This window comes from Gordonia sp. GN26 (genome assembly GCF_054823965.1).
Map to the genome: position 1 here is coordinate 1 of NZ_JSYC01000020.1, position 19,012 is coordinate 19,012.

Annotated in this window: 17 protein-coding genes; 9 read left to right on the plus strand and 8 right to left on the minus strand. The window is 66.6% G+C overall.

Annotated elements, in window-relative coordinates:
- Window positions 1–77 precede the first annotated feature (77 nt).
- Window positions 78–1,277 (minus strand): acyl-CoA dehydrogenase family protein, encoded by a 1,200-nt coding sequence (locus OK17_RS07025; RefSeq protein ID WP_461417025.1) that lies wholly within the window; start codon window positions 1,275–1,277, stop codon window positions 78–80.
- Window positions 1,274–2,656: an LLM class flavin-dependent oxidoreductase gene (locus OK17_RS07030; protein ID WP_461417026.1), complete on the minus strand. Its 1,383-nt coding sequence runs from the start codon at window positions 2,654–2,656 to the stop codon at window positions 1,274–1,276. The genes OK17_RS07025 and OK17_RS07030 overlap by 4 nt, the downstream gene beginning before the upstream one ends.
- Before the next feature lie 232 nt (window positions 2,657–2,888).
- Here OK17_RS07030 and OK17_RS07035 point away from each other — a divergent pair, with 232 nt between their 5' ends.
- The 4 genes from OK17_RS07035 to OK17_RS07050 are packed head-to-tail and all read left to right on the plus strand — an operon-like array spanning window position 2,889 to window position 8,231.
- Window positions 2,889–4,556 (plus strand): ABC transporter substrate-binding protein, encoded by a 1,668-nt coding sequence (locus tag OK17_RS07035; protein WP_461417027.1) that lies wholly within the window; start codon window positions 2,889–2,891, stop codon window positions 4,554–4,556.
- Window positions 4,553–5,575, plus strand: a complete 1,023-nt coding sequence (locus OK17_RS07040; protein ID WP_461417028.1) for an ABC transporter permease — start codon at window positions 4,553–4,555, stop codon at window positions 5,573–5,575. Before OK17_RS07035 ends, OK17_RS07040 begins: the two co-directional genes overlap by 4 nt.
- Window positions 5,572–6,513, plus strand: a complete 942-nt coding sequence (locus tag OK17_RS07045) for an ABC transporter permease (RefSeq protein WP_461417029.1) — start codon at window positions 5,572–5,574, stop codon at window positions 6,511–6,513. Before OK17_RS07040 ends, OK17_RS07045 begins: the two co-directional genes overlap by 4 nt.
- Window positions 6,510–8,231 carry a dipeptide ABC transporter ATP-binding protein gene (locus OK17_RS07050; protein ID WP_461417030.1) on the plus strand — a complete coding sequence of 574 codons (1,722 nt, stop codon included), beginning with the start codon at window positions 6,510–6,512 and terminating at the stop codon, window positions 8,229–8,231. The genes OK17_RS07045 and OK17_RS07050 overlap by 4 nt, the downstream gene beginning before the upstream one ends.
- Before the next feature lie 9 nt (window positions 8,232–8,240).
- Here the strand turns inward: OK17_RS07050 and OK17_RS07055 are convergent, their stop codons facing one another.
- From OK17_RS07055 to OK17_RS07065, 3 genes are all read right to left on the minus strand, one after another.
- Window positions 8,241–8,798, minus strand: a complete 558-nt coding sequence (locus OK17_RS07055) for an LppP/LprE family lipoprotein (protein ID WP_461417031.1) — start codon at window positions 8,796–8,798, stop codon at window positions 8,241–8,243.
- A 73-nt stretch (window positions 8,799–8,871) separates the two neighbouring features.
- A complete protein-coding gene (locus tag OK17_RS07060) occupies window positions 8,872–9,396 on the minus strand; it encodes a methylated-DNA--[protein]-cysteine S-methyltransferase (RefSeq protein ID WP_461417032.1) in 525 nt (174 codons plus the stop codon).
- A gap of 100 nt (window positions 9,397–9,496) precedes the next feature.
- On the minus strand, window positions 9,497–10,534 hold the full coding sequence (locus OK17_RS07065) for an aldo/keto reductase (protein WP_461417033.1): 1,038 nt from the start codon (window positions 10,532–10,534) through the stop codon (window positions 9,497–9,499).
- A 150-nt stretch (window positions 10,535–10,684) separates the two neighbouring features.
- Here OK17_RS07065 and OK17_RS07070 point away from each other — a divergent pair, with 150 nt between their 5' ends.
- The 3 genes from OK17_RS07070 to OK17_RS07080 all read left to right on the plus strand — a co-directional run bounded on the left by OK17_RS07070 (window position 10,685) and on the right by OK17_RS07080 (window position 12,310).
- On the plus strand, window positions 10,685–11,299 hold the full coding sequence (locus OK17_RS07070) for a TetR/AcrR family transcriptional regulator (protein WP_461417034.1): 615 nt from the start codon (window positions 10,685–10,687) through the stop codon (window positions 11,297–11,299).
- Window positions 11,300–11,327: 28 nt separating this feature from the next.
- A complete protein-coding gene (locus OK17_RS07075; RefSeq protein ID WP_232716421.1) occupies window positions 11,328–11,750 on the plus strand; it encodes a nitroreductase family deazaflavin-dependent oxidoreductase in 423 nt (140 codons plus the stop codon).
- Between the two features lie 95 nt (window positions 11,751–11,845).
- A complete protein-coding gene (locus OK17_RS07080) occupies window positions 11,846–12,310 on the plus strand; it encodes a phage tail protein (protein WP_461417035.1) in 465 nt (154 codons plus the stop codon).
- Between the two features lie 61 nt (window positions 12,311–12,371).
- On the opposite strand, the gene OK17_RS07085 is transcribed toward OK17_RS07080, so the two are convergent.
- Window positions 12,372–13,424 carry a fused (3R)-hydroxyacyl-ACP dehydratase subunits HadA/HadB gene (locus tag OK17_RS07085; protein WP_461417036.1) on the minus strand — a complete coding sequence of 351 codons (1,053 nt, stop codon included), beginning with the start codon at window positions 13,422–13,424 and terminating at the stop codon, window positions 12,372–12,374.
- 82 nt (window positions 13,425–13,506) lie between these two features.
- Window positions 13,507–14,778, minus strand: coding sequence for an oxygenase MpaB family protein (locus OK17_RS07090; RefSeq protein WP_461417037.1), 1,272 nt, complete (start codon window positions 14,776–14,778; stop codon window positions 13,507–13,509).
- Between the two features lie 141 nt (window positions 14,779–14,919).
- On the opposite strand from OK17_RS07090, the gene OK17_RS07095 reads away from it, so the two are divergent.
- Entirely contained in the window at window positions 14,920–15,564 is a 645-nt protein-coding gene (locus OK17_RS07095) for an MBL fold metallo-hydrolase (RefSeq protein WP_461417038.1), read from the plus strand.
- A gap of 99 nt (window positions 15,565–15,663) precedes the next feature.
- Window positions 15,664–17,262 (plus strand): HNH endonuclease signature motif containing protein, encoded by a 1,599-nt coding sequence (locus OK17_RS07100; RefSeq protein WP_461417039.1) that lies wholly within the window; start codon window positions 15,664–15,666, stop codon window positions 17,260–17,262.
- A 13-nt stretch (window positions 17,263–17,275) separates the two neighbouring features.
- Here OK17_RS07100 and poxB read toward each other — a convergent pair whose 3' ends face one another.
- Window positions 17,276–19,012, minus strand: a complete 1,737-nt coding sequence (poxB, locus tag OK17_RS07105; RefSeq protein ID WP_005199415.1) for a ubiquinone-dependent pyruvate dehydrogenase — start codon at window positions 19,010–19,012, stop codon at window positions 17,276–17,278.

The following is a 19,012-nucleotide window of genomic DNA, read 5'->3' on the forward strand; positions in this document are numbered from 1 at the left end:
TCGTCGCTATCGCTCCTCACACCTCAGGGAGCGAGGGGAGCGTCGCTGTCGCTCCTCACACCTCAGGGAGCGAGGGGTCAGAAGTAACCGTTCGCCGGGAGGGGAGTGTCGTTGACGAGCAGGTCGCCGAGGGCGATCGCCTTGTACGACGTCGGGTTGTGGAGCGTGACGGTGCGGATGTTGCGCCAGTGGCGGTCCAGGTTCTTGGCCCGGCTGGCCGACGACGCGCCGCCGACGTCGAACAGGTCGGCGGCGGCACGCAGTCCGACGCGGTCGACGTGGACCTTCACCCGTGCTGCTGCGATGGACGCCTTGACGAACAGATCCGTCTCGATGACGCCGCTGCGTGCCGGCGCGAACGCCTCCTCGATGGTCCGTGCGGCGTCGAGGACTGCCGCTCGCGCGACGTGGGCGGCAGCGTCGATCTCACCGACGGTGCCGAGCAGCACGGGGTCGTGACGCGGTGACTCGGCGGGAGCGTGGTCGAAGGTCCGTGTCCGTGACCGCAGGAGTGCGGTCGCATCATCGCCGACCGACAAGAGGATTCCGGTGATCAGCGCCTGTAGGTAGAGCTGCAGGAACGGTCCGTCGTTGGCAACCGCGGCGGTCGACGCGGGGTCGGTGAAGGCCAGGACGTCGTCGGCGGTCACCCGGACACTGTCCAGGGTGGTGGTTCCGGTACCGGTGCGGTTCTGGCCGATCCCGTCCCAGTCGTCGACGATGGTGACCCCGTCGCGGCCGACGGGCAGGACGATTCGAGCGACCCGGCCGTCGAACCGGCCTCCGCGTACCGTCGCGGTCACCGACACGTAGTCCGAGAATGCGGTGCCGGTGCTGTAGAACTTGGCCCCGGTCAGCACCCATCCGCCGTCGACGGCACGCAGTTCGGTCCGGAAGGAGAGCGAGCCGGCGTTTCCGGTGCGTTCACTGGTCGCGTTGCCGAACACTTTTCCCGCCGCGATCTCGGCGACCCAGCGGTCGCGGACGGGTCCTCGGGGGAGTCGGCGGATCTGTTCGACGAACCAGAAGTGTGCCCGCAGGATGTGGGCGACGATCGGATCGGCGCGGGCGAGGTCGATGAGGAACTCAAACAGCTCGGGCGCACCGGCACCGGGGCCAGATGCGTCGTCGAGAGTCAGCGCGGTGTAACCGGATTCACTCAGCAGACGTACCTGGGCGTGCGGGTCGACGCCGGTCAGTTCGCGCGCGGCGGCCTCGGCGGCGATCTCGGCCAGGATCGTGGAACGATCGGAGACCACACGGGTCAGGACGCTCATGCCGGTACCTCGACCTTCTCCGCGAACGCGCCCCGGTAGGCCGCGGCGGGATGTGAATCCGGAAGGGTGTCCCGGCCGGTCAGCTTGCGCCGGCTGGTGCCCGGCGCGTACTCGTGCTGCGCCAGTCCGCGCTCACGCAATACCGGCAGGACGTGCTCGGCGAACTCGATGTAGCTGTTCGGGATCGTCGCGTTGATGACGTTGATGCCACCGACACCCGCGTCGCGCCACTCGGCGAGGCGATCGGCGATCTGCTCCGGCGTGCCGACGACGCGTCCACTGCGGCTGCGCAGTTCGGCCAGGTCACGGACGGTCGGCTCACGGTCGGGCACGGCCTCGCGCAGCCACAGCAGGGTGCTCTGCGTGCCTTCGGTCTTGATCTCGCCGATCGGGGTGTCGAGGTCGTAGAACCCGAGATCGAACCCCAGACCACCGGCCGAGTGGGCGATGATCGTGCTCGGATCGATGTACTCGTCGAGCTCGGCAGCCTTCCGCCGCGCCTCCTCCTCGGTGCTGCCGATGACGAAGGAGAGTCCCTGGAAGAACTGGATGTCCTGCGGATCGCGGCCGGCCGCGGTGGCCAGACGGCGGGTGTCGTCGACGAGGCCCTTCGCCGCCTGCGGCGTGGGCGACACGATGAACTGCGCCTCGGCATTGCGGGCGGCGAACCGTCGGCCCGTGGGCGAGGAACCGGCCTGGAACAGCACCGGTGTGCGCTGCGGCGAGGGGGCCACCAGGTGCGGACCCTCGACGCGGTACCGGTCGCCGACGTGATGGATCTTGTGCACCTTGTCGAAATCGGCGTGGATGCCGCGGACCTTGTCCTGGATCAGGGCGCCGTCATCCCAGCTGCCCTCCCAGAGTTTGTAGACGACGTCGACGTACTCCTCGGCCCACGCGTAGCGATCGTCGTGGGCAGTGATGCCGTCGTATCCGAAGTTGCGCCAAGCATTCTGGGACAGGCTGGTGACGATGTTCCACGCGATGCGCCCGTTGGAGGCGTGATCGAGTGTGGAGATCTTGCGGGCGAAGTCGAAGGGATGTTCCTGCAGAATCGAGCTGGTGATCGCGATGCCCAGGTTCTCGGTGTGCGATGCGAGCGCGGAGGCGAGAACCAGCGGATCGTTGCTCGGGATCTGCAGGCCGGTGTCGACGAACTTCTTCCAGTCGCCCTGGTAGTCGTCGTAGAGTCCGACGACGTCGGCGAAGAAGATGAAGTCGAATCTGGCTCCTTCCAACGTCTTTGCGAGGTCGATCCAGTGCTGGAGGGAGTTGAAGTCCGTCTGTCGCGCATCGGGAGCACGCCATGCCCCGTGCAGGATGTGGGACGTCGTGTTCATCACGAATGCTGCGAAACGCAAGGGTTTTGGCTCTGACACCCGGACGACGGTACTTTCGCCCCTCGTCCCGTGCGTCGTTGTGCTCAGGGTGAATCCAAAGACTGACGCCGACGCCGCCGATCATTACCGTACGAGCTGACCGAGGGTCACCGCTGCCGTTTCAGTGTGTCGCGACATCGGCGCCGACCCGCCGATCCCCGCGGTCCGAACTTGTTCAATCGGCTTTCCACCACTGTCGATTCACGACTCTCGATATCGAGGAGTACCTGGCGTGTTCAGATCTGTCCGTTCCAGACGGACTCGAGCCCTACTGGCAGTCGGCCTGTCGGCCGCTGCGCTGCTGTCGGCGTGCGGCGAACGCCCGGCCACCGGAGACGGTACGTCGACGGGTGTTCCCGCAGCGGCCGGCGAGTACCTCGACGGCGGCGTCATCGAGTACGGACACGAGCAGGAACCGCCGTGCATCCACGGCGGCTGGGTGCAGAATGCCTACCTCGCACGGCAATATCTCGACAACCTCGTCTCGCTCGACGACGACGGGACGCCGGTGCCGTGGCTGGCGACGAGTTGGGAGATCTCCCCGGATCGCAAGACCTACACCTTCCATCTCAAGCCCGATGTGAAGTTCAGCGACGGAACCGATCTCGACGCGGCCGCGGTGAAGACCAACTTCGACAAGTATCTCGACCCGGACGCCCCCAACGGAACGGTGATGGCCTACATCGGGCAGTACTACGCCGGCGGCGAGGTTGTCGATCGCAACACCTACGCCCTGCACCTGAAGCAGCCGTACAGCCCGCTTCTGACGGTTCTGACCCAGGGCTACTTCGGGATTCAGTCGCCGACCGCTCTCGCGCGGGGGAAGAAGGAGAACTGCTCGAAACCGGTCGGGTCCGGACCGTTCATCATCGAGCGCTGGGATCGCAACCGCAGCATCACCTTCGTGCGGAACCCGGACTACAATTCGGCGCCGGCCAACGCGAAACACCAGGGTCCCGCCTATGTCGACAAGGTGATCTGGAAGTTCCTCAAGGACCCGGTGCTGCGGTATGGCTCGCTGACCAGCGGATCATCCGACGTCATCTACAACGTTCCGGCCATCAACTGGGCCGACGCGACGACACGGTTCCAGACCAGGCAGTACGTGACGCCGGGACGACCCAACGCGATCACTCTCAACGTCGACCACGCACCATTCGACGACGTCCGGGTGCGTCAGGCGTTCGCCTACTCGGCCGACCGCGAGAAGGCGGTCGAGACAGCATTTCTCGGCGTCGTGCCGTTCAACTCGAACGGCGCGCTGAGTCAGAGCACTCCTGACTACGACCCGGCCGCCGGGGCCTACGTCCGGAATCCGGACAAGGCGAATGCACTGCTAGACGAGGCCGGCTGGACTGCCCGCGACTCCGACGGCATCCGCACCAAGGACGGTCGGCGTCTCACCGCCCGCGTGGTGTACGCCGCCGACGCCATCGTCGGACCCGAGGGGGCGGCGATCCTGCAGAACATCGCCTACCAGGCGCGCGACGTCGGTTTCGACATCGAACTCGTCCCGGCGACGCAGAGCGAGTACTTCGGCGGCAACTACGCCAAAGCGCCCACCTACGACGCCTACGTCGGCTACTGGACGAGTCCGACCCCGGGGCTACTCCACATCAACTGGCGTCAGCGGCTGGAGGACTCGCCGAACCCGCACAACACGGCGTACTACAACGACCCGGTCCTGCAGGGATTCATCGAGAAGGCCAACAGTTCCGCGGACCCGGCAGAGCAGCGCGAGTTCTACAGCAAGGCCCAGAAACTGATCGGCGACCAGGCTCTGTCGATCGGCCTCTACACACAGACGACCTCGATCGCGGCCAACCCCAGGCTGCACGACGTGTGGGTCGAGAAATCCCAAGGTGAACCGGTGTTCGCGGATGCGAGGTTTGTGCGATGACGATCCAGGTCGACAAGACGACGATCATCGGCCCGGAGTCGGCGACCGAGCCGACCCGGAGTCGACGCCGCGGGGGTTCCGCGGTCTGGCTGCGATGGCTCGGCAAACTCGGCTCGGCCGTGTTCGTACTGTGGGCCGCTGCGACGATCACGTTCCTCCTGCAGGTGCTCGCGCCCGGTGACCGCGCGACGCTGCTGCTGAACCTGTCGTCGGGAGAGAGTCGTGAACGCACTCCTGACGAACTGGGCCCGGTCAACGACCAATTCGGGTTCACCGATTCGATCTGGCAGCAGTACCTGAACTACCTGCAGGGTCTGCTGCGCGGCGACCTCGGGACGTCGTACCAGTTGAGTGAACCGGTCACCGAGGTGATCGCCGCCCAGCTCGGACCCACACTGGTGCTGACCATCAGCGCGCTGATCGTGGCCTGGCTGCTGGTCCTGGTGACCACGACGCTGACCGCCGGCCGACGCGGTCCGGGCGGAGCGCTCGGCGCCCTGCTCGAGACCGTGAGCGCCGGGCTCCCGCAGTACTGGTTGGGGTCGATCCTGCTGGTGGTCTTCGCCATCAATCTCGCCTGGTTCCCGGTGGAGAGCGGTGACTCGCTGCGCGGACTGGTCTTGCCGGTGCTCACGCTCGCGATTCCGTTGGCCGGATTCCTCGGCAGCATCGCGCGCGACGAGTTCGCCCGCGCACTCGACCAGCCGTTCGTTCTCACCGCTCGGAGCCGTGGCCTCGGTGACCTCTCGGTGCGTGCTCGACATGTGCTGCGGCACTCGGTCATTCCCGCCGTCACGGTCTCCGGCTGGGCCATGGGTGCGCTGCTCTCGGGTGCGGTGATCGCCGAGACCGTGTTCGCCCGTGCGGGTATCGGACAGACCCTCGTCGCAGCGGCCAGCTCCCGTGACGTCCCACTGGTCAGCGGCATCGTCGTGCTCGTCGCCGCGATCTACACCGTCGCCAACCTGCTGGTCGACTTCCTCTACACCGTCATCGACCCCCGGATCGAGGTCCCGTGACCATCCAGAAACCGTCCACCGGGACGGCACCCGACACGACGTCGTCCGACACGTCGTCTTCCGAGAAACACCGATCCATCAAGACGTCGCGGAGCACGGTCACCGCGCTCCCGGAGACCTCCCGCCGGCCGTGGGCGCTGCCACCCACCCTCATCGCTGCGCTCGGCGTGCTCGTCCTGCTGCTCCTGGCGGCCGTCGTGCCCGGGCTGATCGCGCCGTACGACCCGCTCGCCATCGACCTCGACGCAACGCTGTCGCCCCCGACGTGGGCACATCCGTTCGGAACCGACCTGTCCGGTCGAGACCTGCTGAGTCGCATCATCTTCGGCACCAAACAGTCCCTCGCCATCGGGCTCGGCGCGGTGGCGGTGGCACTGGTCCTCGCCGTGGCGCTGGGAATCACGGCCGGCCTGTCGGGACGGATCGCGCAGGCCCTGGCCAATCGCTGGATCGATGTCCTGTTCGCCTTCCCGACGATCCTGCTCGGGCTCCTTCTGACCTCGGTGTTCGGGCCCGGCCCGTACACGCTGATCTTCGCGATCGGGATCGGTATCGCCCCGGGCTATGCACGCATCATCCGCGGCCAGGTCCTGACCGTCCGCAATGCCGCCTACATCGAGGCGGCGACGGCGCTCGGGCATTCGCGGACGCGAATCCTCGTGCAGCACATCGCTCCCAATGCGCTACGACCGATGATCGTCACCGCGACATTGGGTGTCGGTCAGGCGATCATCTGGGCCTCGGGGTTGGCCTATCTCGGTCTCGGCGTCGCACCTCCGTCACCCGAGTGGGGTGCCCTGCTCGACGCCGGACGCACCTACATCACCGTGGCCTGGTGGCTCGAGATCTTCCCGGGCCTCGTCATCGTGATCACCGCCCTGGCATTCACCACCGTGGGACGCCACCTCGGCGCCCGTCTGGAAGGAACCACCCGATGACCGTAGTCGCGACTCCCCTCGAGGACCGGAGCGTCGACTCCGCCGGCACCGACGACTCCACAACCCCGCTTGCCGAGATCCGCGACCTGCACGTGGCCTTCGGCGGCCGCGAGGTGGTCAAAGGCGTCTCCTTCTCGGTGAACGCGGGCGAATGCCTCGCGATCGTCGGCGAATCCGGGTCAGGGAAGTCGGTCACCGCCCGCACGCTCATCGGACTCACCGGTGAGGGGGCCCGGATCAGCGCCGAGACCATCGCTTTCGACGGTCGGTCACTCCTCGGGTACAAAGACCGCGACTGGCGGCGGCTACGCGGCCGGGACATCGGATTCGTCCTCCAGGACGCACTGGTCTCGCTGGACCAACTGCGCACCGTCGGAAGCGAGATCGGGGAGGCCCTGACCGCCCACCCTGATAGTCGTGGCGGCGGGGTCATCCGGCGCCGATCACCACTCCGGCGTGCCGAACGTGACGAGAAGATCGTTGAACTGCTGACACTGGTCGGGGTCCCCGAGCCCGGTGTCCGCGCGGCGCAGCGCCCGCACGAACTCTCCGGGGGTCTTCGCCAGCGGGCACTGATCGCCTCGGCTCTCGCCCAGGACCCGAAGCTGCTCATCGCCGACGAACCGACCACGGCCCTCGACGCCACCGTCCAGGCCCAGATCCTCGACGTCCTCGGCGAGGCCAAGGACCGCGGCAACGGGGTCATCCTGATCTCCCACGACCTCGCGGTCGTCGCGCGTCTCGCCGACCGCGTCGCGGTGATGCGGCACGGGGAGATCGTCGAGTACGGGTCCACCGACGACGTGCTGCGCAACCCGACGCACGACTACACGAAGAGCCTGCTGGCGTCGGTGCCGTCGCGAACCTCCAAGGGCACGCTCCTGACCAGTGGCGAGACGCTCCCGGAAACCCTGGTGCCGTCGAGTGCCGAGGCGCCCCCCGCGTTGCGTGTCCAGGATCTCCGGAAGTCGTTCCACGGCAAGGACAAGACGGCGCGGCCGGCAGTGCGCGGCGTCAGTTTCGACGTCCTACCCGGCAAGACACTCGGCATCGTCGGCGAATCCGGGTCGGGTAAGACGACGACGGCCCGCATGGTCCTCGGGCTCACCGACCCGGATTCGGGGACCGTCGAGTTGAACGGGCGCCCGTGGAGCGAACTGTCCGATGTCGAACGACGCGCGAACCGTCACCAGATCTCCGTCATCTACCAGGACCCGCTCAGCTCCTTCGATCCCCGGTGGAACGTCGAACGCATCCTGCGCGACAGTCTGCGTTCGAGGAACCTGCACGGCACAGCGGTCGACGACCGCATCTCCGAGCTGCTCGACAGCGTCGGACTGTCGGATGCGTTCCGCCGGCGTCACCCGCTGCACCTGTCCGGCGGACAGCGCCAGCGAGTCGCCATCGCCCGCGCGCTGGCGCCGGAACCGTCGGTGATCGTGTGCGACGAGCCCGTGTCGGCTCTCGACGTCTCCATCCAGGCCCGCATCCTCGACCTGCTCGCAATGCTGCAGGTGGAAACCGGTGTCTCGCTGGTCTTCATCTCGCACGATCTCGGCGTCATCCACCACGTCGCCGACGACATCCTGGTCATGCGCGGGGGAGAGGTCGTCGAGTACGGCGAGGCCGACCGCGTTTTCGGTGACCCGGAGCATCCCTACACGCGTGAACTGCTTGCCGCGGTCCCGACGATCGGGGCCGGGGAGCGCATCTTGTGAGCCTCCCGGTCAGTGCACTCCGGGCGGAAGGTCCCCGAACCGGTAGACGCGGTCGAAGATCGGCACGAAGATCGACGACACCGGGCCACCCGACGGGTTCGCGTTCGCATCGGTGCCGCGCGGCCACCGGTAGGCGACGGTGACGCTCACCGGCGTCGAACCGGTGACCCGGGTGTATCCGGTGGGCTTGGTCGTCAGGCCCAGGAACTTGCCAGGCCGGAACAGCAGAACGGCGACCGGGGAGGACACGGTTCCGCGTGAGGTGTCGAAGACGGCCCACAGCAGGGGCGGGCAGTTGGGCGTGCGGTCGAGCGATCGGCTCAACGGCCCCTTCCGCGCGACCCACGTCGCATCGCTACCGCGGAAAGGCGGGCCGATCACCCGGAGTGCGCGTTTGGCCTCCGGTGAGCCGAGGTCCAGACAGAGCCCGTTGCCCGAAGTGGTGGCCGCCTGATGCGGCGTGCTCGGGGAGGCGGTTGCCGTGGGTGTGGCGACGCCTAGTGCGGTGACGACAGCGCACGCGGTGGCGATGAGAGAAGTGGCGACGCGTGATCGTCTGGTCCGCATGAGTCTCCTCGGTTCGTCCCTGAAGGTGCCCCTGCGGGGACGCTAACAAGATCGAGAGGGCTCTGCCCCCAGATCAGAACAACGTCGGCGGGAGCGCACCTTCGAACTCGAGGAGCCACCGTTTGGTCGCCAGACCTTCACCGGGGAGGCCGCCGGAGAATCCGCCCAGGCCGTCACCTGCGACGACGCGGTGGCAGGGGATCAGCAGGGGAGTCGGGTTGACGCCCATGATCGAGCCGACACTGCGGGCGGGGATGCCGGTGCCACTCATCGTCGCGAGCTGCCCGTAGGTGACGGTTGTGCCGGACGGGACGTCGCGGTGCAGGGCGGTCAGGACTGCGCGGGCCGACGCGGACACCCCGGAGAGTTCGATCGGGAGATCGAACGTCGTCAACGAACCGTCGAAGTAGGCGTGGAGCTGACGTACCGCTTCTGCGACAATCGGTTTCGCGGACGAGAGATCGGACTGTGCGGACTCGTCAGTCCAGGCGACACGGACGATCGAGGCGTCATCTCCGGTGATCAGTAGCCGACCGACCGGTGTCGAGATGGCAACGGTGCTCGTCGTCTCGGCATCTGGATCGTGTGCTGCGGTCATCGGCGTCTCTGTCGCTCGTGCGGGGGTCCGGTGTCCCCACGGTAGCGGCACGGTCTGACACCCTGGTGGTGGAGACACCGGGCCGCGAGACCGGTTCGGATCAGGCGGCAGTGCGACCGGCACGAGCGTGGACAGGACGACGTCTCAGGGCTGGGTCGAGGATGGCCGGGGGTAGGTAGGTCTGATCGAGTCGGCCGATGTCCGTTCCGGGCGGGACGATCTCGTCGATGCGGTCGAGGACATCGTCGGGCAGCGCGGCGTCGAGCCCTTTGAGAAGGTCTTCGAGCTGCGGGATCGTGCGCGGCCCGATCAGGGCGCTGGTGATACCGGGGTGGGTGATGGCGAATGACATCGCCATGTGCGTCATCGGAATACCCGATTCGGCCGCCAGCGCGGCGAGTTCCTCGACTGCGTCGAGCCGGTTCTCGTCGTCCAGGGCCTTGATCATGCCGGAGCGGACCAGGTCGCTCGTCTGCCCGCGGCGGACCCGGCCGGTGAGCATCCCCTGGCCGAGCGGGCCCCAAGCGATGACTCCCATCCCGAAACGCTGCGCGGTCGGCAGTACTTCGGCCTCGATGCCCCGGTTGAGGAGTGAATACGGTGCTTGCTCGGTGCGGAACCGGCGCAGGCCGTGTCGATCGGCGATCCACTGCTGGTCGACGATGTCCGAGACCGGCGTGTTGGAGGAACCGATGGCGCGGATCTTGCCGCTGCTCATCAGGTCGGTGAGGGTCTCCTCCGGATCGGTGTCGGGGTCGGGGAGGTGGACCTGGTACAGGTCGATGTAGTCGGTCTGGAGGCGACGCAGGGACTCTTCCACCGCGGTCACGATCCATCGACGTGAGGCGCCCCGACGGTTCGGGTCGTCACCCATCGGGCGACTGAATTTCGTTGCCAGCACCACGTTGTCACGGCGACCGCGGAGCGCCTTGCCGACGACGACCTCAGACGCACCATGCGGCGGCAGCGAGTAGGCGTCCGCGGTGTCGACGAAGTTGATGCCGGCGTCCAGGGCGGTGTGGACGAGGCGGACCGACTCGTCGTGGTCGGGGTTTCCCATCGACGCGCCGAGTAACAACGTGCCGAGCGCGTAGGGGCTGACCTTGATCCCGGTCCGGCCGAGTGGGCGGTATTGCATGAGATTCTCCCTGAAAGGTGGGTTCGGAGTCGGCCGACGGCCGTTACCCCTAAGCGGAATGTTATTCCGCTAATATACGGAACGGTGTTCCGGTACACAAGGTTTTCCGGAATGCTTTTCCGGAACGTCGGATCGTGAAAGGGTGGTGGCGTGGACTTGAACGAGGCCGACACGGCGGCGGTGGCGGAAGGCGGACTGCGGCCGCGCCCGAAGCGGGCAGATGCGCAACGCAACGTCGTCGCGCTGGTCGATGCGGCGAAATCGGTCTTCGCGAAGGTGGGGGTGGACGCGCCGGCCAAGGAGATCACCGATCTCGCCGGAGTCGGCGTGGGCACCTTGTATCGCCACTTTCCGAAGCGTTCTGATCTCGTGGCCGCCGTACTCGAGAAGGAGATCGACGCCTGCGTGGATCTGGCCGACGAGTTACGGAATTCTCATCATCCGGCCGCGGCGCTGAGGGAATGGGTACAGCGGTACACCGAGTTCGTCGGCACCAAGAGAGGACTCGCCTCGGCGCTGCACTCGGGGGATCCGGCGTTCGATGCTCTGGCGGATCACTTCGCGAATCGGCTCGAGCCGGCAGTTGCCTCACTGCTGGCGGCCGGTGCCGACGACCTCCGTGCGGACGTCGGCGCGACCGAGCTCTTGCACGCGGTCGCGCTGCTGTGCCAGCGCGTGCCCGGGCGAGAACTCGACTACAACCAACGGCTGGCGGGTGTGTTCGTCGACGGTTTGTACCGTCGGCCCGAGGGTGTCGCGGAATAAAGACGCGTGGCGAGGTGTTATCGCCACCATGAGTGCCAACGCAGAATTGAGTCCTGAAGGCTGGGTCCGCGAGCAGACCCAGAAGATCCTCGAGCAGGGCACCACCGAGGGTGTCCAGGTCATGGACCGCCCGATCGTCCTGTTCACCACCACCGGCGCGAAGTCCGGCAAGAAGCGGTACGTCCCGCTGATGCGGGTGGAGGAGAACGGCAAGTACGCGATGGTGGCGTCCAAGGGCGGTGCTCCCGAGCATCCGGCCTGGTACTTCAACGTCAAGGCCAACCCGCAGGTGACCGTGCAGGACGGCACCGAGGTCAAGGAACTCACCGCGCGTGAGATCAGCGGCGACGAGCGCGCCCACTGGTGGGAGATCGCGGTCGCGGCCTACCCGCCCTACGCGGAGTACCAGACCAAGACCGACAGAGAGATCCCGGTCTTCATCCTGGAGTGATCCTTCTGCAGCCCGCAGGCACCAGAGCCCCCGACACCCGTCGGGGGCTCTAGTGTTGTGGCCACCGGGTGTGCGACAGCGAAGCGGGAGTAGACATGGGACACGTCGTCGATTTCAAGCACGTCTCTACACAAGGCCTCGAGTCCTCACCGGTGACGGACGCCCTCGCCGGCCTGAGAGCCAACGAATCCCGGTATTACAAAACGAAATACGCACACGACTTCACCGTGGTCCCTGCCGTCGAGGCGCCTGAGGTTCTCCAGCGGGTCACCCGCATCCTCGCCGAGGAACGCGACATCGCGATCGCCTCACGCCCGCTCGAGGTCAGCGACTTCGAGGTCGATGGCCTCCACATGTCGTACGTGTTCTACGAGTCGGGGCTCGCGGTCAACGTCATGTACAGCATCGATCCGGCAGGCAAACGCGCCGTCGGCTTCAAACTGTCCGACGGCATGGACGTGCCCGAGGAACTCGAGTCGAAGTTCAAGTTCGCGCGGCAGAAGTCGAAACTCGCCGGCACGATTCGCGGCTCGTACTTCGTCATCAAGGGTGAGTACTGACAGGCCTGCGCCGACCCCACGACGACGCGATCTGGCGCGTCGTCGTGGACGAGTCGGAGGGTCAGGCGAAGCGGATGTTCATGGTCGCGAGACCGAACACCTTCCGGCCGCCCGATTTCGCGACGATGATGACGACGCCGGTCCGGGTCTCCGGGTCGAGAGACTTGATGCGCCCGCTGAACTCGATCTCGCCACCGTCGACGGCCGACACGGGAACCGTCTGCGACAGGCGGACCGAATAGCGGGTGACGGCGCCCGGGTCGCCGGACCACGAGGCGACGAACGCCGCACCGAGGCCCATGGTGAACATCCCGTGCGCGATCACGTCGGGCAGACCGGCGAGCTTGGCCACCGCCTCGTCCCAGTGGATGGGGTTGGCGTCGCCGGCGACACCGCCGTAGTTGACGAGATCACCGCGGGAGATCCGGGCAGTGTGGACCGGCAGTTCGTCGCCGACCGACAGCTCGTCGAAGGACCGGGCGCCGGACGGGCGCGTCGAGCCGTCGGCGACGCGGATCTCGCCCTCGGGCCGGACGGTCTTCTCGTACAGGTGGTGGGTGTCCTCGTGGCTGAAGATGTTGACGTCGTGCATCATCACCTTGCGCACCGCGGCGCTGAGGCCCGGATCGACCTCTTCGGCGGTCACGCCAACGACGGTGGTGTGCATCGTGTGCACCTTTTCGCCCGCGGCGTCGGTCATGGTGTTGGTCACCGTGATCAGTTCTCGGCCCGCGACCTTGCGCACGCCCGACAGTTCGACGTCGGTCACGAGTTCGTCACCGGCGACGATCGGCCGGTGCTGTTCGAAGACCTGCTCGGTCTGCACGTAGGTGTCGTAGCCGACGATCACGGACTCGAACAGCTCGCGGTTCGCCGCCATCGCCGGGATGGACGTGAACGTCAGCGGTGCGACGAGTCCCGAATACCCGAGTGCGGCAGCGGCTTCGGGCTCCCAGTGCGTGGGGTGGTAGTCCTGCACCGCGCGGGCGTATTCGCGGACCTTCTCGCGTCCGACCTCGTAGGAGCCGTCGAGGACGTAGTAGTGACCGACGCGCGTCTCGAGGTCGGGCGCCTCGCCGGCTGCCGTCGGTTCCGTGATCGGGGGTTGGGTCATTTCGACAACGCTAATCGCGCGGGTTCCGCTGGCAAAACCGTGGTGGGTGTCCTGTCACGTACTCGACCCTGTCGGGTGGGCGTCAGCGTCGCAGCCCCTTGCCGTGCGCGAACTCCGCAGGACGTCCCGAGGACTGCCAGTCGTGCCAGTTCTCCCGGTGTCGGCACATCGCCTTCTCGTGCAGACGACGGAACGTCGGGGAGATCCGACGCAGCGTCTCGACGAGTGTCACGGCCGGCAACCGCAGCAGGAGCAGCGCGAGCCCCGGGACCGGGTTGGGCATGTCATAGCGAAAGCGTGTCGTCGGCATCATGTAGATCGTCGAGTAGGCGGCGTACATCATGGCGTTGTACCTCCCGCGGATCCGCTCGAGGCCGGTCGCGTTCTCGTTGGCGAACGCGGCCGGGAACGACTCGATGAGTTCGGCGCCGTCGGCGCCCGCGTCGTAGCTGCGGGTGGTGTTGACGAAGGCCAGGAGTCGCAGTGAGTCGGCGATCGTCTCCGGGAACCACTGGGTTCGCACGCCGAGGAGGTGCCCGAGGTAGCGCTGATAGTGCAGCAGCACCCGGATCTCCCTGGGCGTGGTCTGGACCCCGGTCAGCCACAGCGCCGACGCCGGCACGACGCTGCCGCCGAGCAGGGTGAGCAGCTGATAGGACTGGCTGATCGGCTCACCCCACCGTTCGACGTCCCACTCGGGGTGCTTCGCGACCGTACGTCGAACCCACACGTGCATCACGCGGACACGCATCGCCGTGGCCCGGCCGGCTGATCCCGGGGTCAGCAGCGCGCCGGGCTGGGAGACGTCGATCCAGAACCGGGCCGTCTCCAGGAAGCGGCGCAGCGCGTTGTCGCCTGCGTACCCGCCTGCCAGCGACAGCGGTTTGGCGACCGCGGCCTCTGTGTACATCTCGAGCGTTATCCCGCCGGCGACACTGAACAGGCCGGTGCCCCATCGGCGCCAGATCGCCTCGCCCTCGGCGATGAGCTGCGGGTCGACCCAGTCGGGAACCGTCTCGAACTCCTCGAACAGCTCGACGAGCGCGGGCGGAGGGTTCTCGACGCTGTCGAGTCCGTCGGTCAGGGCCTTGTCCAGCAGTGCGCGCGCGGCCTCGGGGCCGAGCGTGCCGTAGACCTCGTCGACGAACCGTTCGGCCACCGGATCGGTGCGGAACATGTCCTCGGCGAAGGTGCGCAGGTGTTCGGGCTCGGGGTAGAGGTCCTTGCCGGTGACCCTGCGGACGAGGGCGCGCGCACGGCGAAGCTTCCGGTTCGACATCGCAGCGTCGTAGGTGACCGCACTCGGGAAGCCGGGAACGTCGTCGCTCGAGCGACTCGGCAGCACTGCGGACACGGGAACCCCCAACCGTTTGAGACGAATTGATTCATGTGTATCACTCCGGCGTCACGCTTCGCACGTCCCGCCCCTTGACCTGAAGTTCACTTGAAGTTGCACGGTGGGGACGTAATCATCACCGCTCGATGAGGAGATCTGATGCGCCAGGTGCTGCCCGACCTCTGGGAGACTTCCACCGACAACCCGTTCCCCGGCCTCACCACCCATGGCTATCTGTGGACGTCCGACCGCAACGTGCTGTTCTACTCGATGGCATCGGACGCCGAGTTCGACGATCTGGAGAAGCTGGGCGGCGTCGACGACCAGTACCTGTCCCATCAGGATGAGGCCGGCCCGATTCTCGGCCGGATAGAAGACCGGTTCGGGGCGACGCTTCACGCGCCGGCACCCGAGATCGAGCGGATCGGTCGGTTCGCACGTGTGGACATCGCGATCGCCGAACGGTACGTCGACGACAACGGGGTCGAGGTGATCCCGACGCCGGGGCACACGCCCGGCAGCACCTGCTACTTGGTACTCGGTGATGACGGGCTGCGGTATCTGTTCACCGGGGACACGTTGTACGTCAATGCGTCCGGGGGGTGGACAGCCGGCTACCTACCGTTCAGTGATGCGTCGACTCTCGCGGAGAGTCTGCATCTGTTGGCGCACGTCGACCCTGATGTGGTGATCTCGAGTGCGTTCGCCGGGGAGTCGGCGGTGCATCAGGTCACCGAAGGGGAGTGGTCGAGTCATCTGGAGGAAGCGCTGGAGGGATTGGCGATCGCGTCCGAAACGCGTTGATGTGCATGCGATCGGTGAGGCGACCCCTGTGGAGTTCCCAGGTGCGACGCCAGATCCGCGTGTACGATCGAACACATATTCGATCCACGGAATCTCGGGGTGATCATCGTGGCCGCTACTGCAACCGTCGACGCCGAAGGCTCGGCACCCTCAGACGCGGTCGCGATCATCGAGCAGATGCACGCCCTCACCAACCGGTTGCAGAATACTGACCTCTCTCGATTGTCAGATGCCGAGATCGCCCAGGTGGCCGCCGAGAACGAGCGTCTGATCGCCCGCCTCACCTACGCCGGCAACCAGCAGATCGTCGAGGCCGAGAACCGCAACCTGGCCCGAAAGACCGGTCATCGCAGCATCATCCAGTACATGCAACACCGCCTGCGGATCACCTTCCCCGGTAGGCGCCATGCCGAGGTGAAAGCCACCGCCACCTACGCCGACCTCACCACCGGACAACCACTCGAACCCGAACTCCCCACGCTCGCCCGGGAAATGGCCGACGGCCGGGTGGGGTCTGCCCATGTTCATGCGGTGATGGACGTGATGGACCAGATTCCGCATGCCATCCCACACGACGTGCGGGCCGCCGCCGAACAGACCCTGGCCGAATACGCCGCCACCCTCACAGTTGCCGAGATCGGTCAGGTCGGTGCCCGCCTGCTGGCCCATCTCGATCCCGACGGCACCCTCACCGACCATGACGACCGCGCACGCCGCCGCAACCTGCAGGTGAACCGGCAACGCGCGGACGGGACCTCCAAACTCATCGCCAACCTCACACCTCTCGCGCGGGCGCGGATCATGACCTTCCTGGCCGTCTGGGCCCGGCCCGGCATGAACAACCCCACCGATCCCGAATCGCCGAGCGGATCGATCGAGGACGCCGACCCCGAGGTGATCGCGGCAGCAGCCGACCGCGACCACCGCACCCCCGCCCAGCGCAATCACGACGCCCTGAACGCACTGCTGGAAGCGGTGTTCGACGACGGAATGCTCGGCAAGACCCACCGAGGCCTGCCGGTCCAGCTGATCGCCAAAGCCGAGCTCGACGACCTCATCCGCGAAACCGGGTTCGCCACCAGCGCCGACGGCACCCTCGTCCCCATCGCAGACCTCATCGCCATCGGCGCCGACGTGCAGCCCTGGTTGGCGGTCTTCGAAGACGCCACGGCGGTCCCGCTGTACTTCGGACGCGGCAAACGACTCGCCACCATGGAACAGCGGCTCGTCTCGTTCGCCCGACCTGACGGCGAGATGTGCTCCAGCCCGGACTGCGACATACCCACCACACACGTGGAAATGCATCACGCCCATACCGATTGGGGAGATGGCGGATTCACCGACATCGACAACCTCACTCCCGCCTGCACCCGCCACCACCACATGGTCGGTGACCAGCCCGGTCAATACTCGACCAGGATGATCGCCGACGGGTCCGACGAAGGCAGATGTGCCTGGCAGTTGAACGCCGAACCAGGGGCGCCACCCAACCCCGAACGCATCAACCGACGACCCGACATAGCCCGACGGTTCAACGAAGTCCTCACCGTCATTCGTGACGAAGTCCACGGACAACCCGAACCGTTGTCCGTCGATGCAACACGCCCACAACTGCGGCAGGTCATCGACCTGCGCGATGCCACTCCTGCCGAACTTGTCGTGGCCTCGGCGCTACTCGATGCCGCCTACCGGAACTGAGAACCGGTGGCCGTCAGTCGAACAGCCGCCGGAACACGTTGGTCTCGGCGAGATCGACCAGCTCGTCGCCGCGGCCGGACAACACAGTGCGCAGGGCGTAGAGGGTGAATCCCTTGGCCTGCGCGGCGGTGATGGTCGGCGGGATCGACAATTCCTGTCGGGCCGTCGTCACGTCGAGCAGCGCCGGGCCGTCGTGAGCCAGGAACTCGTCGATGGCACCGGCGAGATCGTCGGGCTGCTCGACCTTGCGTCCACGGATTCCGACGGCCTCGGCGAGTTTCGCGAAATCGGGGTTCTCCAGATCTGTCCCGTAGTTGACGAACCCGGCCGCCTTCATCTCCACCTCGACGAAGTTCAGCGAGGAGTTGTTGTAGACGACGATCTTCACCGGCAGTTTGTTCTGGGTGATGGTCAGAAGCTCGCCCAGAAGCATCGCGAGTCCGCCGTCGCCAGCGAGTGCGATGATCTGGCGCCCCGGAAAGGCGGTTTGCGCGCCGATGGCCTGCGAGACCGCATTCGCCATCGACCCATGGGTGAACGAACCGATCAGGCGGCGGGCGCCGTTCATCACCAGATACCGCGCCGCCCACACGACCGGAGAGCCGACGTCGGGGATGAACACGGCGTCTGCACTGGCTTTCTCGCTGATCAGCCGGGTGAGGTACTGGGGGTGGATGGGTGCCCGGTTACGGTCGTTGTCGGCCAGTTCGTCCAGACGCCGACGTGCCTTGGTGTAGTGGGCGAGCGACGTCGTCAGGTGTTCTGGGTCGCGGCCGGTCGAGATCAGCGGAAGCAGCGCGCGCACGGTGTCGCCGACGTCGCCGACCAGCGGTACGTCGACCGGGCAGCGACGTCCGATCTGTTCGCCGCGGATGTCGACCTGGATGATGGTCGCCTTGGACGGGTAGAACTGCTGATACGGGAAGTCGGTGCCCAGCATCAGCAGGGTGTCGCACTTCTCGATCGCGCGATAGCCCGACGAAAAGCCCAGCAGCCCGGTCATTCCCACGTCGTACGGGTTGTCGTACTCGATGAATTCCTTGCCCCGCAACGCATGCACGATCGGGGCCTGTAGCGCGCGGGCCAGCCCGACGACCTCATTGTGGGCGCCCTGCACGCCGGCACCGGCAAGGATGGTGACGCGCTGGGCAGCGTTGAGCGTGTCCGCGGTGCGGGCCAGGTCGGCATCGGTGGGCCGCACGACGCGCGGCACGTGCCGGATCGGGGCTCCCGCACGGCGTTTGGGGCACGGTTTGAGGAACAGCTCGCCGGGGATCACGAGCACTGCCACGTCGCGTCGCTCCACCGCGGTCCGCAACGCCACGTCGAGCAGTCGCGGCATCTGGTCGGGGGTGCTCACCATCTCGCAGAAGGCACTGCATTCACGGAATAGCTGTTCGGGGTGGGTCTCCTGGAAGTAACCGCTGCCGATCTCGGGTCCGGGGATGTGGGCCGCGATCGCGAGCACCGGGACGCGGCTGCGATGGGCGTCGAAAAGCCCGTTGATCAGGTGGAGATTGCCGGGACCGCAACTGCCCACGCAGACCGCGAGCTCGCCGGTGAGAGCAGCCTCGGCGGAGGCAGCGAAAGCAGCGGCTTCCTCGTGCCGGACGTGCTGCCAGGTGATGGCCTCGGTGGTGCGCAGAGCGTCGGTGAGCCCATTGAGGGAATCGCCCGGAAGCCCGTACACACGCTGCACTCCGGAACGTTCGAGCTCTTCGACGATCCGTTCGGCGACTGTTGTCGACAT

Excerpts from the sequence above, each read along its gene's own strand:
- OK17_RS07050 (WP_461417030.1), top strand. The coding sequence starts at position 6,510 with ATGACCGTAGTCGCGACTCCCCTCGAGGACCGGAGCGTCGACTCCGCC.
- OK17_RS07080 (WP_461417035.1), top strand. The coding sequence starts at position 11,846 with ATGGGACACGTCGTCGATTTCAAGCACGTCTCTACACAAGGCCTCGAG.
- OK17_RS07065 (WP_461417033.1), bottom strand. The coding sequence starts at position 10,534 with ATGCAATACCGCCCACTCGGCCGGACCGGGATCAAGGTCAGCCCCTAC.
- OK17_RS07075 (WP_232716421.1), top strand. The coding sequence starts at position 11,328 with ATGAGTGCCAACGCAGAATTGAGTCCTGAAGGCTGGGTCCGCGAGCAG.
- OK17_RS07095 (WP_461417038.1), top strand. The coding sequence starts at position 14,920 with ATGCGCCAGGTGCTGCCCGACCTCTGGGAGACTTCCACCGACAACCCG.
- OK17_RS07060 (WP_461417032.1), bottom strand. The coding sequence starts at position 9,396 with ATGACCGCAGCACACGATCCAGATGCCGAGACGACGAGCACCGTTGCC.
- OK17_RS07025 (WP_461417025.1), bottom strand. The coding sequence starts at position 1,277 with ATGAGCGTCCTGACCCGTGTGGTCTCCGATCGTTCCACGATCCTGGCC.
- OK17_RS07055 (WP_461417031.1), bottom strand. The coding sequence starts at position 8,798 with ATGCGGACCAGACGATCACGCGTCGCCACTTCTCTCATCGCCACCGCG.
- OK17_RS07085 (WP_461417036.1), bottom strand. The coding sequence starts at position 13,424 with ATGACCCAACCCCCGATCACGGAACCGACGGCAGCCGGCGAGGCGCCC.
- OK17_RS07040 (WP_461417028.1), top strand. The coding sequence starts at position 4,553 with ATGACGATCCAGGTCGACAAGACGACGATCATCGGCCCGGAGTCGGCG.
- poxB (WP_005199415.1), bottom strand. The coding sequence starts at position 19,012 with ATGTCGACAACAGTCGCCGAACGGATCGTCGAAGAGCTCGAACGTTCC.